At 65.5% G+C, this 14,135-nt stretch carries 12 protein-coding genes; 6 read left to right on the plus strand and 6 right to left on the minus strand.

Annotated features, from left to right (window positions below):
- Positions 1–4 precede the first annotated feature (4 nt).
- Complete coding sequence (locus tag ABDX79_RS10030; RefSeq protein ID WP_346220155.1) at positions 5–874, minus strand: GNAT family N-acetyltransferase; 870 nt, start codon at positions 872–874, stop codon at positions 5–7.
- A gap of 288 nt (positions 875–1,162) precedes the next feature.
- Between ABDX79_RS10030 and argE the strand changes: the two genes are divergently transcribed.
- The 6 genes from argE to ABDX79_RS10060 all read left to right on the plus strand — a co-directional run bounded on the left by argE (position 1,163) and on the right by ABDX79_RS10060 (position 7,711).
- A complete protein-coding gene (gene argE / locus ABDX79_RS10035; RefSeq protein ID WP_346220156.1) occupies positions 1,163–2,284 on the plus strand; it encodes an acetylornithine deacetylase in 1,122 nt (373 codons plus the stop codon).
- The gene (locus ABDX79_RS10040; RefSeq protein WP_346220157.1) at positions 2,281–3,216 is read left to right on the plus strand and encodes a 2-hydroxyacid dehydrogenase; all 936 of its coding nucleotides are present in this window, start codon (positions 2,281–2,283) and stop codon (positions 3,214–3,216) included. The genes argE and ABDX79_RS10040 overlap by 4 nt, the downstream gene beginning before the upstream one ends.
- A 34-nt stretch (positions 3,217–3,250) precedes the next feature.
- Complete coding sequence (locus tag ABDX79_RS10045; RefSeq protein WP_346220158.1) at positions 3,251–3,607, plus strand: cupin domain-containing protein; 357 nt, start codon at positions 3,251–3,253, stop codon at positions 3,605–3,607.
- A 66-nt stretch (positions 3,608–3,673) separates the two neighbouring features.
- A complete protein-coding gene (locus tag ABDX79_RS10050) occupies positions 3,674–4,717 on the plus strand; it encodes a tartrate dehydrogenase (protein ID WP_346220159.1) in 1,044 nt (347 codons plus the stop codon).
- A 54-nt stretch (positions 4,718–4,771) separates the two neighbouring features.
- Entirely contained in the window at positions 4,772–6,235 is a 1,464-nt protein-coding gene (locus ABDX79_RS10055; protein ID WP_346220160.1) for an NAD-dependent succinate-semialdehyde dehydrogenase, read from the plus strand.
- Positions 6,236–6,334: 99 nt separating this feature from the next.
- Entirely contained in the window at positions 6,335–7,711 is a 1,377-nt protein-coding gene (locus ABDX79_RS10060) for an aspartate aminotransferase family protein (RefSeq protein ID WP_346220161.1), read from the plus strand.
- A 45-nt stretch (positions 7,712–7,756) separates the two neighbouring features.
- Here ABDX79_RS10060 and ABDX79_RS10065 read toward each other — a convergent pair whose 3' ends face one another.
- The 5 genes from ABDX79_RS10065 to ABDX79_RS10085 all read right to left on the minus strand — a co-directional run bounded on the left by ABDX79_RS10065 (position 7,757) and on the right by ABDX79_RS10085 (position 14,108).
- A complete protein-coding gene (locus ABDX79_RS10065) occupies positions 7,757–8,632 on the minus strand; it encodes a GNAT family N-acetyltransferase (RefSeq protein ID WP_346220313.1) in 876 nt (291 codons plus the stop codon).
- 406 nt (positions 8,633–9,038) lie between these two features.
- Complete coding sequence (locus ABDX79_RS10070) at positions 9,039–10,373, minus strand: NAD(P)/FAD-dependent oxidoreductase (RefSeq protein WP_346220162.1); 1,335 nt, start codon at positions 10,371–10,373, stop codon at positions 9,039–9,041.
- 112 nt (positions 10,374–10,485) lie between these two features.
- The gene (locus tag ABDX79_RS10075; RefSeq protein WP_346220163.1) at positions 10,486–11,367 is read right to left on the minus strand and encodes an ABC transporter permease; all 882 of its coding nucleotides are present in this window, start codon (positions 11,365–11,367) and stop codon (positions 10,486–10,488) included.
- A gap of 39 nt (positions 11,368–11,406) precedes the next feature.
- Entirely contained in the window at positions 11,407–12,357 is a 951-nt protein-coding gene (locus ABDX79_RS10080) for an ABC transporter permease (protein WP_346220164.1), read from the minus strand.
- 83 nt (positions 12,358–12,440) lie between these two features.
- Positions 12,441–14,108, minus strand: coding sequence for a peptide ABC transporter substrate-binding protein (locus ABDX79_RS10085; protein WP_346220165.1), 1,668 nt, complete (start codon positions 14,106–14,108; stop codon positions 12,441–12,443).
- Positions 14,109–14,135 lie beyond the last annotated feature (27 nt).

Here is a 14,135-nt window from a genome sequence, read left to right on the forward strand (position 1 = left end):
ACTCCTAGTTCAGCGACTGGTTGGAGAGGGCGAAAAGCCGGGCGGGGCCGGTCTTGTGCAGCGTGCCGCGAACCATCACCAGCGCATCGCTGACCATCGGCAGGCCGACGCTCTCCAGCCATGGCGACAGGCCCGTCTCCACGTCGGTGTCGATCCGCACGAAGCGGCCTTCGAGCCGGGACAGGGCGGCCGCGATCAGAGGCCGGGCCTCGTCGGCGCCGGGCGCGACGACGGGGCCGACCACATGGCCACGCCCCCAGACGCGGGAGATGGCGTAACCCGCGACCTCGCCGTCTTGCAGGAGGACGTCGGCTTCGCCGACCGCCAGAAGCTGTTCAAGAAGCGGGCGGCGCTCGAAGCCGGTCGCCTCACGGTCGAGCTTGAGGATGGCGTCGAAGTCCGACGCGGCCATGGGGCGCACGACATCGGCGGGCGGCGCGTCCACCCGCCCCGGAAGAATGCCGTGATGCTGGTGGATCGTGCCGACGGGCGTAAAGCCGCGCCTGAGATAAAGGGCCTTGCCCTCCGCCGTTGCGTTCAGGAGAAGCGTCCGCGAACCCGCCGCCGAAAGGAGCGCGTCCATCAGCCTGGCGCCATAGCCGCGCCCCTGCAGCGCGCTCGACACGATGATCATGCCGATCGTCGCGCCGTCCTCTCCATAGGGGAACCAGGCTGCGGTGCCGACCACTTCGCCATTCTGTTCGAGCGCGAGGCCCTCGCCGAGCTTGAGGGCAAAGGCCCAATCCTCGACCCGGTAGGGCCAGGAAAGTGCCATGGAGAGCTTATGGGCGCCCGGCAGGTGACGATCGGAAAACGGCACCATCGCCACCTCGTCCGCTGCGTTTTTGACGTCCCGAATGGCTGCGGTGTCCATGATGCGTGCGCACTTTTCTTTTTGCATTTCGCCAAGGATGTCGAGAGCCCGGCCGCCAAGCCGTTCTCCCGGTCGCTGAGGGACGGAACCCGCCGGCCCTTCGCGGGCAGAGGCGCGTCCTCGATCTTTCATGTCATAGGGTGATCCGGGAGAGGCCAAAGGTTCTACCGCAGGCCGGGGGCATTTCGGCATCATCTTCCGAAGTTCCCGGATTTACGGCACGAACGGCCCTGACGTTTCGCTACCTTCAGCGCAAGGTCCCAACCAAGGTCCCTAAGGAGATGCGCGATGGTGGAGGAAATTCTGGCGAGGCTGGTCGCCTTTCCGTCCGTCGTCGGCACCCCGAACGGGCCGATCACCGGCTGGATCGCCGACTATTGCCGGTCCCATGGGGCTGAGGTCCATGTGCTGCCCGGCCCGGAGGGCGATCGCGCCAATTTCTTCGCGACCATCGGCCCCGCCGACGTGCCGGGCTATGTCCTGTCCGGCCATAGCGACGTCGTGCCCGCCGACGAGGCGGGGTGGAGCGCCGATCCGTTCACGCTGCGCGCCGAGGGCGAGCGGCTCTATGGGCGCGGCACCACGGATATGAAGGGGTTTCTCGCCGCCGCGCTCGCCGCGCTGCCCACCCTTGCGGCCCGTCCGCTGAAACGTCCGATCCATCTCGCCTTTTCCTATGACGAGGAGGCGGGCTGTCGCGGCGTGCCCCATATGATCGCCGAACTGCCGGAGCTCTGCGCCAGACCGCTCGGGGTGATCGTCGGCGAGCCGAGCGGGCTTCAGCCGGTCCTCGCCCACAAAGGCAAGGCATCGGTCCGGCTCGACGTGACCGGCCGCTCCGGCCACTCCTCGCGCCCCGATCAGGGGCTCAACGCCATTCATGCCATGGTCGGCGTGCTGGCCGATGCGGTCGCCCTCGGCAAGGATCTGGCGAGAGGGCCGTTCGATCCGCGTTTCACCCCGCCTTCATCGACGCTGCAGGTCGGCATCGTTGCTGGCGGGCGGGCGGTCAATGTGATCCCCGAGCGCTGCAGCGCCGAGATCGAATTGCGGGCGATCGCCGGCGCCGACCCGCGCGCGCTTCTGGAGCCGATCCGGACCCGGCTGACGGCGCTCGAGGCGGAGGGCTTCGGCACCGGCTGGCAGGAGCTGGCCGCCTATCCGGCCCTCGCGCTTTCCCCGGACAGTGCGCTGGCGGCGCTGATGGGCGAGTTGTCCGGCCAGACGCCGTGCGCGGCCGTGAGCTACGGCACCGAGGCGGGGCTTTTCCAGGCGGCGGGCTATGACGCCATCATCTGCGGCCCGGGCGATATCGCCAGAGCCCATCGCCCCGACGAATTCATCACGCGGGGCGAACTCAACGCCTGCCTGTCGATGATCCTCGCTCTTGCAGAAAGGTGCCAGGCATGACCGCCCGCCCCGTCTTCCTGTTCAACTCCAGCGCCGAACGCGCCGCCGTCTTCCGGAAGGCTTTCGCGCGCGATCTGCCCGATGTCGTCTTCGCGGACGATCCGGCGACCGTCGAGCCGGACGAGGTCCGCTATCTCATCACCTGGACCATTCCGGCCGATCTCGCCCGCTATCGCAATCTGCAGGTGGTCTTCTCGATCGGCGCGGGCGTCGATCAGTTCGGCAAGGCGGGCCTGCCGTCCGATGTCGCCGTTGTGCGGATGGTCGAGGACGGCATCATCCGCATGATGCAGGAATATGTGACGCTCGCGGTGCTCGCCCTCCATCGCGATATGCCGGCTTATGGAAGGCAGCAGGCCGAAAAGGTCTGGCGGGCGCTGCCCGCCCGGCAGGCCAGTGAGCGGCGCGTGGGTTTTCTCGGCCAGGGCATTCTCGCACAGGCGGCGATGGCGCGCCTCATGCCCTTCGGTTTTCCGCTCGCCGGCTGGAGCCGTTCGCCGCGCGCGATCGAGGGCGTTGAGGGGTTTCACGGCACAAATCAGCTCGCCGACTTCCTGGCGTGGACGGATATTCTCGTCTGCCTCCTGCCTTTGACGGACGAAACGCGCGGCTTCCTCAATGCCGAGCTCTTCGCCAAGCTTCCGCAAGGGGCGGCGCTGGTTCACACCGGGCGCGGGCCGCAGCTCGACACGGCCGCGCTTCTCGCCGCGCTCGATTCGGGCCATCTGTCGGCGGCGATGCTCGACGTGACCGATCCCGAGCCGCTGCCCGCCGGCCATCCGCTCTGGTCCCACCCCAAAGTGGTGATCACGCCGCATGTGGCGAGCGTGACCCAAGCGGGGACAGCCGCCCAAGCCGTCATCGACAATATTCGCCGTCATCAGGCCGGCCAGCCCATGGTCGGCCTGGTCGATCCGGCGCGCGGCTACTGACAAGACAAACCCGACACACCCGGAGACTGAATCCATGTCGCTGATCGTTCCGATCGACCCCAATCCGACCTTCGAGCCGAAACCCGGCCAGCCGCTGCCGGAGCGCCTGATCACCGGCTCACCGACCTTCAAGACCTGGGCGCAGGACGCCTCGAAGGGCGAGATGGTCAAGACCGGCGTCTGGGAAGCAACGCCCGGCGAAACCCATTCGATCAAGGGCACGACCTTCGAATTCTGCCACCTCCTCGCCGGTCACATCGAGATCGAGGAAAAGGACGGCGAAACCTACACGTTTCGCACCGGCGACAGCTTCGTCATGAAGCCCGGCTTCGTCGGGATCTGGCGCACGATCGAGACGGTCCGCAAGATTTACGTCACGGTCTCCGAATGATCGACAGCCGGCGGGCATCCGGCTCCCGAGCCATCCACGCCGCCTCCTTCCATCTTTGAGGAACCGATGAAGACCTATCGCATCGCGCTCGTCCCCGGCGACGGCATCGGCCCGGCCGTCATCGACGCCGCCTGGCCCATTCTGGAGCGGGCCGCGTCCCGGCGCGCCATCGCGCTCGACGCCACGCGTTTTCCCTGGTCCTGTGAATTCTACCACGAGACCGGCGCGATGATGCCGGCGGACGGGATCGAGACGCTGCGCGGTTTCGACGCCGTGTTCCTCGGCGCGGTCGGTTGGCCGGCGAAGGTGCCCGATTCCGTTTCCCTCCACGGACTTCTCCTGCCGATCCGCAAGGCCTTCCGACAATATGCCAATATCCGCCCGCACCGTTTGTTGCCGCGCGTCGAAGGCCCCTTGCGCCGGGAAGAGTTCGACATTCTCTGCATTCGCGAAAACACCGAAGGGGAATATTCCGGCGCCGGCGGGAGGGTCCATGTCGGCACGCCCGAGGAGGTGGCGGTGGAAACGGCGATCTTCACGCGGGTCGGCGTCGAGCGCATCCTGCGCTTTGCCTTCGAGCAGGCGCGCAAGCGGCGCGGCAAGCTCGCCTCGGTGACGAAATCCAACGCCCAGAAGCACACGATGGTGTTCTGGGACGAGATGACCAAGCTGATCGCGGCCGACTATCCGGATGTCGAGGTTACGCCCTATCACATCGACGCTATGGCGGCGCGCATGGTCATGGCACCCGAAACCCTCGACGTCGTCGTCGCCTCCAACCTCTTCGGCGACATCCTGACCGACCTCGGCGCCGCGATCCAGGGGGGCCTTGGCTTCGCCGCCTCCGCCAATATCAACCCGGACCGGACGGCGCCTTCGATGTTCGAGCCCGTCCACGGCTCAGCGCCGGACATCGCCCATCTCGGCATCGCCAATCCGATCGCGGCGATCTGGTCGGGCGCGATGATGCTGGAGCATCTTGGCGCCGGCGAGGCTGCCGCCGACGTAATGCGGGCGGTGGAGATGACGACCGCGCGAGGCCTCGGCACCGTGCCCGGAAAAGACAAGACCGACCAGATCGCCGACGCCGTTCTGGATGCCCTGGGCTGACGTTGCGCGTCGCGCACCAGTCCTTTCAGCCGCTCCCATGAAGAGAAGAAACCCATGCAATTGAACGATACCGATCTCCTGCGCTTTCAAGGTCTGATCGACGGGCGTTGGCAGGATGCCGGCTCGGCGGCAACGCTCGACGTTTTCGATCCGGCGAGCCAAGGCATCCTCGGCATCGTGCCCGACATGGGCGAGGCGGAGACCAGGGCCGCGATCGAGGCGGCCGAGCGCGCCTTCGGGCCCTGGAAGCGCAAGACCCATGCCGAGCGCGCCCGTCTGATCGAGGCGTGGCATTCTCTGATGATCGAGCACGCCGAAGATCTCGCCCAGATCCTCACCGCCGAACAGGGCAAGCCGCTCACTGAAGCGCGCGGCGAGATCGCCTATGGCGCGAGTTTCGTCAAATGGTTTGCCGAAGAGGCCCGGCGCATCGGCGGATCGACCATCCCCTCACCGACGCCCGACCGGCGCATCCTCGTCCTGAAAGAGGCGGTGGGCGTCTGCGGCATCATCACGCCGTGGAACTTCCCCAATGCGATGATCACGCGAAAGGTCGCGCCGGCGCTTGCCGCCGGATGCACCGTCGTCATCAAGCCGTCCGAGTTCACGCCCTTTTCGGCGCTCGCTCTCGGCGTGTTGGCGGAAAGAGCGGGCATTCCGGCGGGCGTCGTCAATATCGTCACCGGCATGCCGACGGGCATCGGCAAGGCTTTCATGGAGAGCGAGACGGTCCGCAAGATCTCCTTCACCGGCTCGACGCGGGTCGGAGCGCTGCTGATGCGCGGCGCGGCGGACTCGATCAAGCGGCTCAGCCTGGAGCTTGGCGGCAATGCGCCCTTCATCGTCTTCGACGACGCCGATCTCGATCTCGCCGTCGAGGGCGTTCTCATCTCCAAGTTCCGCAATGGCGGCCAGACCTGCGTCTGCGCCAACCGGATCCTCGTTCAGTCCGGCATCTATGACGCCTTCGCCGAGCGCCTGAGCGCCAAGGTGAAGGAGATGAAGGTCGGGCCGGGCACCGAGGAAGGCGTCGCGATCGGCCCGATGATCAACGCGGCCGCGATCGAGAAGATCGAGCGGCACATCGCCGACGCCAAGGCCAAGGGCGGACGCATCCTCGCCGAGAGCGGCCATATGCCGGAGGGTGGGCAATATGCGCGGCCCGTGGTGATCGGCGGCGCGACGACCGAGATGCAACTCGCCTCGGAGGAGACCTTCGGCCCCGTCGCCCCGCTCTTTCGCTTCGAGACTGAAGAGGAAGCGATCACGATCGCCAACGGCACGCCCTTCGGCCTTGCCGCCTATTTCTTCACCGAAAGCCTGTCGCGCGCCTGGCGCGTCGGCGAGGCGCTGGAATTCGGCATGGTCGGCCTCAACACCGGCCTGATCTCCACCGAGGTCGCCCCCTTCGGCGGGGTCAAGCAGTCCGGCCTCGGCCGCGAGGGCTCCCATCTCGGCATCGAGGAATATCTGGAGGTAAAGACCTTCCACATGGGCGGCTTGCGCCAGAGCGCCTGAGTTTCGATCCGCTGTCTGCGGGGCGCCGACAGGGCGCCCCGCCTCGCTCACCGGCCGATCCTGGCAGGCACGGGCCATGCCACCTCGAGGAATCTCTCCATGTTGATGAATTCGCTGGTCGAGCTCGACCGCGCCCATCTCGTTCATCCCGTCGCTTCCTATCGGGGGCATGAAAAGACCGGCGTGCGGGTTCTCGCCTCCGGTAAGGGTGCGCGGGTCAAGGAGGCCGGCGGACATGAGCTGATCGATGGATTTGCCGGACTATGGTGCGTCAATGCCGGCTATGGCCAGGAGACGATCGTGGAGGCTGCGACACGACAGCTTCGCGAGCTGCCCTATGCCACGGGCTATTTCGGCCTCGGCTCGGAGCCGGCGATCCGCCTCGCCTCCAAGCTCGCCGACCGCGCGCCAGGCGCCCTCAACCATGTCTATTTCACACTGGGCGGGTCGGACGCGGTGGATTCCACCGTCCGCTTCATCCGCTATTACTCCCATGCCATCGGAAAGCCGGAGAAGGACCAGTTCATCTCCGTCATGAACGGCTATCACGGCTCGTCGACCGTCGGCGCCGGGCTCACGGCCCTGCCGGCCTTCCATGCCGGTTTTGGCCTGCCCTTCGACTGGCAGCACAAGATTCCCTCGCACTACGGCTACCGCAATCCGGTCGGCACCGAACCGCAGGCGATCATCGAGGCCTCCGTCGCGGCCTTGCGGGCAAAGGTAGAGGAGATCGGACCCGAGCGCGTCGCCGCCTTCTATGTGGAGCCGATCCAGGGCTCGGGCGGGGTGCTCGTGCCGCCGGATGGCTGGGTGAAAGCGATGCGTGAGACCTGCCGCGAGCTCGATATCCTCTTCGTCGCCGACGAGGTGATCACCGGCTTCGGGCGCACCGGGCCGCTCTTTGCCTGTGAGGACGAAGGCATCGTTCCCGATCTGATGACCGTCGCCAAGGGTTTGACCTCCGGCTATTGCCCGATGGGCGCGGTCCTCCTGTCGGACAGGATCTATGATGCGATCGCCGATGGGGCAGGGCTGACGGCCGTCGGCCATGGCTACACTTATTCCGCCCATCCCGTCAGCGCGGCCGTCGGGCTCGCCTGCCTCGAACTTTACGAAAACGGCCTTCTCGAAAACGGCCGCCGCGCCGGCGAACGGCTGATGGCGGGTCTTCATTCGCTCGCCGATCATCCGTTGGTCGGCGAGGTGCGCGGCCGGGGGATGCTCGCCGCTTTGGAACTCGTGACGGACAAGGCGAAGAAGACCCCCCTTCCCGCCAGCGCCGAGCCGGCCAAGCGCGTCTTCGACCGGGCCTGGGACAACGGCCTCGTCGTCAGGGCCTTCCCCACCGGCGTCCTCGGCTACGCACCGCCGCTCTGCGCGACCGACGCCGATATCGACGGGATCATCGAGCGCACGAAGATGACGCTCGACCAGACGCTGGAAGACCCTGACGTGCGCGCGGAGATGGTCGGCTGACGAGAGCGGAGCGGCCTGCAACAGGCCGCTTCCTTCGGGGCAAACTCAGCCCAAAGCGTGGCCGGCGAGACCGAAGACGATCGGCTCGCCCGGCCGCTCGATGAGGATGCGGCGGCCCTTCGACATGGTGGTGACGGTCTCGGCGACCGTGAGGCCGTTGCGACGCAGAAAATCGCCGAAAGGCCCATCGGACCTTGTATCGACGCGCACGAACTGCCCGCCGAGCCCATCCAGATGGACAGCCGCGAGATGGATGGCGTCATTGTCGCTCGAAGCGACGATCGGACCGATGACATGGCCGCGGCCAAAGGGGCGGCACATGGAATAGCCGACGATCGCGCCGCCGCGCCGAAGCACTCGGATCGAGGCGGTCTCGGCCAGGCCCTTCAGATGGGCCATGCGGTCGGCCTCGAAGGCCGCATGGTCGAGCGCGGCGATGTCCGCGAGCGCGTCTGGGGTCAGGGCCTCGATTTCACCCTTCAGCACCAGACGCGCCGCCGTCACGGGCGGCATCACGCCCTGATGCATATGGACCTGTCCCTCGGTGGCGAAGCCGAGGGAGTGGTAGAGGATATAGGCCGCACGAGTGGAATTGAGAGCAAGATCGCGTCCCGCGCAGCGGGCGAGAACCTGATCCATGAGCCAGCGGCCATTGCCTTGCGCTTGCGTGCGCGGCGTGGTGATGACGAGACCGATCGTGGCGAAATCGTCCCCATGGGGAAACCACATGGCACTGCCGAAGACGCGCCCGATCCCGTCGACGGCGACGATCCCCTCCCCGACGCTGAGAAGGAATTCCCAGTCCTTTGGACGGTGCGGCCAGCCGACGCTGATCGACAGGGCGTGAAGCAGGCTGATATCGACGCTGCCGATATCCCTTGCGAAGAGCTCGAAGGATTTGAGCCGCACGGCGTCCTGCATCTTCATCAATCCTCCGTAGCCTGACCGACCCTTCAAACGGGACTGGCACGATGGCCCACTCGCGAAAGCGGCCTGTTCGGCCGTTGCGCGTCGGTCCGATCAGACCCGCTCCCCCGCCGCTGAATGTCTCGCATGCTCTCGATAGGGTGGTTCATTCGTCGCCGGTTTCCAGGCTATGACGACCCATCGGATAGCACTCCTTCCGTGACGGCTCAAACGGCGCCGCTCCGGGGGAGAAAGGCGCTCCCGCTCCCTCTGTTACCGCCGGGCGAATGAATTGCCTCCCCGGGGTCAATTCATTCGCCCGACGCGGGGCTCATACGCCCCCCGGGCTGCCGGCGGACCTTCGAAAGCGATGCTTTCACAGGTCCGCTGGTATAGCACGCCCCGCCCATGCCCCTCGTCGTCACATCATTTCCGGGCGCTTGATGGCCGAACCATCGAAGAAGCGGCTGAGCCGGAACGGATTAATCTCGACGAACGGCGTTTCGTTCATCGCCATCTCGCTCGCCAGCCGCCCGGCGCCGGGCCCGAGGGCAAAGCCATGGCCGGAAAAACCCGTGGCGACCGTCAGGCCGCGAACGGCGTCGGGATTGGCGATGACGGGCACGAGGTCGGGCGAGGTGTCGATGAGGCCGGCCCAGGATGCGGCGACTTCAATGCCCTTGAAGACCGGGAAATCGGCAACGAGGCTGTCGATCGCCTCCTTGACCAGATCCTTCTGGGGGGCCGGGTCCATGATGCGGATCTTCTCGAAGGGCGAAATCTTGTCGAAGTCCCAGCCGCCGAGCGCGTCGGGGCCGTTGAAGAACCGGCCATTCAGCCGGTATTTCAGCTTCTTGCCGATCTTCGCGCGCATCATCTCGCGGAATTTGGTGGCATAGAGGATGCCCTGCGGCGCGAGGTTGACGACACCGTGCCCAGGGACCGCGATCGTGTAGCTGCCGTCGAGGCGCCGTCTCAGCGCATATCCGGCGCCCGTCACGCAGCCGGCCTCGACGACGTTCGGGGCGGCGGACGTGCGCAGGGCTGTTCCCTCCACATTGGCGACCGGCAGATCGATGCCATGGCGGCGAAGGAAGCGCGAGCTCCAGGCCCCGCCCGCAAGAACGGCCGCCTCGGCCTTGATCAGGCCGCGTTCGGTCCACACGCCCTTGACCGCGCCATTGGCGATGTCGAGCCCGCGCACGGCGCAGTTCTGATGAATGGAAGCACCGAGCGCCTTCGCCCCGGCCGCGATGGCGGGCGCGGCCATGCCGGGCTCTGCGCATCCGTCGGTCGGCGACCAGATCGCGCCGACCCACTTCGTGGTGCTTCCCTTCATGCGCTCCTGTGTCTCGGCCGCCGTCAGTGTCTCGTTGTAAAAGCCCATTTCACGGGCCTTCCGGCTCCAGGCATCCCAGCGTGCCAGTTCGTCCGCATCCTTGGAGGCGTAGAGGCAGCCGATGCGGCGAAAGCCGAGATCGGCGCCGATCTCGCTGTCGATCTCGCCCCAGCGCTTCAGGCTGTGCATGGCGAGCGGAAGCTCGTGGAAATCGCGGTTCTGCTGGCGCACCCAGCCCCAGTTGCGGCCCGACTGCTCGCCCGCCACGATCCCCTTTTCGACGAGTGCGACAGAGACGCCCTTGCGCGCCAGTTCATAGGCGGTGGAGGTGCCGACGATACCGGCGCCGATGACGACCACATCGACTTTTGCGGGAAATTCGGCGCTGTCCTGGACAGGGTTCACGACGATGGGCATGGAGACAGGTCTTTCGGATCATTCAAGCCGCGAAGGCGGGGTGCTTTGGGAGGACGAACTGCGGCGGCGCCGATCACTGGCGCCGGTCACAGGCAACGGCGCCGCGGCGATATCAATGGCCGTCGCTTCGCACGTCGAAGGCGTCGCGCAGGCCGTCGCCGATGAAGTTGAAGCTGGCAACGGCGATGGTGATGGCCGCGCCTGGAATGATGGCGAGCCAGGGGGCACTGCCGAGATATTGCTGGGCGCCGTTCAGCATATTGCCCCAGGAGGGCAGCGGCGGCTGGATGCCATAGCCGAGGAAGCTGATATAGGCCTCCATCAAAATGGCGCGCGCGACCGTCAGCGTGGCCGCGACAATGATCGGGCCAAGCGCGTTGGGCAGGATCTCCCGGAACATGATGTGGGCACCGCTCAGACCCAGCATCCGCCCTGCCTGGACGAATTCGCGCTCACGCAAGGAGCGGACCTCGGCATCGACGATGCGCGCCACTTCCATCCAGCTGGTGGCGGCGATGACGATGGTGATCATCATGGCGCTCGGCTGAAGGGCGGCCGCAAGCGCCAGAACCAGGAAGATCGAGGGAAAGGACAGGAAGCCGTCGACGGTCCGCATCAGGACGCTGCCGATCCAGTCGCCGCGATAGCCGGCGACGACGCCCACCAGGGTGCCGATGATGGTCGACAGCAGCATGGCGGAAAAGCCGACGGCGAGCGAGATGCGTCCAGCCTCGAAGAGCCGGGCGGCAATGTCCCGGCCGAGCGGGTCGGTGCCGAAGAAGTGGTAGCCGGTGAAGGGCGGCGCGAAGCGCGCGCGGAGATCGATGTCGAGCGACCCGTAAGGCAGGAGATGGGGCGCCAGGATGCAGGCCAGCACCAGAAGAACGATCATGCCCAGACCGAACATGGCGAGCTTGTTGGTGATGAAACGGCGGGTCGTGCGGCTCCGCCACCAGCGTTCGCGGATGGGTTGGGACAGGGTGGCGCTTGTCACGGCGGTTGGCTCCCTCTCTCGGGCGATGGATGTCATGGATCAGGCCAATCGGATACGAGGATCGATGAGGGCGACGGCGATATCGGCAATGAGGTTGCTCGCGATGACCAGGATCGCCGAGAACATCAAAAGGCCCATCACCACCGGATAGTCGCTGTAACCCAGACTATCGAGGAAGAGGCGCCCCATGCCGGGCCAGGTGAAGACCGTCTCGGTGACGAGGGCACCCGTCAGAACGCTCGGCAACTGGATGCCGGCGAGCGTCACCATCGGCAGAAGCGCGTTGCCGACCACATGCTTCATCAGGATGCGGCGCTCTGACAGGCCCTTGGCGCGCGCCGTCTTGACGAAATCCTGGTTCATCACGTCCAGCGTCGCCGAGCGCATATAGCGGCTCCAGATCGCGACATGGACCAGCGCCAGCACGATGCTCGGCAGGATGAGATGGTGCAGATAATCCAGCACCGTCTCGTCGCCGATCGTGTACATATTTCCCGCCGGCAGCCAGCCGAGTTTCAGCGAAAACACATAGATGCCGACGAGACCGAACCAGAAGGTTGGGATCGACAGGGCGATCATCGCCCCGACCGTCGCGGCGTAGTCGAAGGTGGACCCGCGATGGGTGGCGCTGCGGATGCCGATCCAGGCGCCGATGGATACGGCGATGATGGTTGACGAGCCCATGAGCAGAAAGGTCGCCCACAGGTGCCGGGCGATGACCTCGAGCACGGGAGCGCCGTCGCGGAAGGAATGACCCCAATCGCCCTGAAGAAGCCGCCATGCCCAGTCGAGATATTGGACATAAAGCGGGCGGTTCAGTCCGAGCTGTTCTCTCAGCCGGTCAAGATCGTTCTGGGTGATGCTGGAATCGAGGCCGAACTGCGCGAGCGGCCCGCCCGGCAGCAGATTGAGCACGACGAAGCCGATGACCGATACGATCAGGAGCAAGACGAGGCTCTGCAGAAGCCGTTTGATGAGGAAGCCTGGCATTGGGACATGCACCCTTCGTGACAGCGATCCTTGAAAGACCCTCCGCCCCTGGGAAAGGGCGGAGGGAGCGGGAAAGGCCCCGATCAGTCCTTCCAGGACCAGGCGGCGGCATGCCAGGAGGGCGTGCGTGTATTGGGATTGAACTTGAAGCCTTCAAGCCCGGATTTGCGCCCCATCACGACCGTGTAGGCAAAGATCGGCAGGAAAGGCAGATCCTCGCGGATGATCTCCTGAACCTCCGTATAGATCTTCTTGCGCTCTTCCTGACCGAACGTGCCGCGTCCTTCCTTCAGAAGTTCGTCGACCCGCGCATTCGAATACTGCATCGTATTCGATCCCTGCCCGCCCTTGGCGGCGCTGGAGGTCGAAGCGAAGCGGTTGGTGACGTCCGGGTCGGAGGCGATGAGGAAGGTGACGCCGGACATGGCCGTATCAAACTGGGACTTCGTCCAGAAGTCGCCCCACATGACCGCCGGCGGCAGGTTGGAGATCGTCATCTCCACGCCGATCTCGCGATAGACCTGCTGCATATATTGCTGCACCTGCTCGCGCAGATGATTGCCGGAGGTGGTGGAGTTGGCGAAGGCGAGGCGCACTCCGTCCTTGGCACGGATGCCGTCCGATCCCGGTACCCAGCCGGCATCGTCGAGAATCTTGCGCGCCTCGTCCAGACTGAATTCCTGCTTCGGCAGATCCGGATCGTAATAGTATGACAGCGGCGGCATGAAGGTTTCGGTGATGGTGCCGACGCCGTAATAGATGCCATCGATGATCGACTGGCGGTCGAGCGCGGCATAGAGCGCCTTGCGCACGGCCGGATCCTTGAATTGCGGCCGCTCCAGATTGAAGAAGATTCCCTCGATCGACGAGCCGGGCTCCAGGGTGACCGTGCGATCGGGAAGGTCCTTGGCTTCGGCATAGTGATCGGGGGTGATGTAGGACTGATCCACCAGATCCACGTCGCCGCTCTGGAACTGGGTGTAGAGCACCGTCATGTCGGGGATGTATTTGAAGATGAGCTCCTCGATGAACGGCCCTTCGCCGAAATAGTCATCATTGGCGACGAGCTCGACCCGGTCGCCCGGCACGCGGTTGCTCCATTTGAAGGCACCGGTGCCGATGGGCGACTGGTTGAAGGGGGCCGTATTCGGGTCTTCCGCCTCGCCCAGAATGTGCTTGGGCACCATGAAGGTCTCGGCGAGGAAGGCGAGATAGGGCGCGAACTCGCTCTCCATGCGCCAGGTGATCTCCGTCGGCGAAACAACCGTCAGATCACGAACCAGCGAATGTCCGCCGGTGCGCCAGGAGAGGAACTTCGGATCGACGATCAGCTCCAGCGTGTATTTGACGTCTTCGGCCGTAAAGGGCTTGCCGTCATGCCATTTGACGTCGTCGCGCAGGCGCACCCGCCAGTTCAGGCCGTCCTCGGAAATTCCCCCATTCTCGACGCTCGGCACTTCGGCCGCGAGATTGGGCTGGATCACACCATCCGGATCGATGCGGAACAGCGCGTCGAAGACCGAGAAATGGACCGCGTCGTCCACCTCGTTGTGGACCATCAGCGGATTGAAGACGGTCGGCTCCTGGGACATGCCGACGACGACGCGGCCCTTCGGCTCCTTGCCGGCTTGGGCGAAGGCCACGCCGCCGAGGAAATGGGGCGCGACAAAGGTTGCAAGGCCGCTGGCCGCCATCAGGCGCAGGGCACTACGGCGCGAAAGGCCGGATTTCGGGGTGGTCTTGTCCGTCATGTCGTCGTTCCATTCCAGTTGAGGTTG

The organism is Fulvimarina fulva (genome assembly GCF_039652615.1).
Classification (GTDB): Bacteria; Pseudomonadota; Alphaproteobacteria; order Rhizobiales; family Rhizobiaceae; genus Fulvimarina.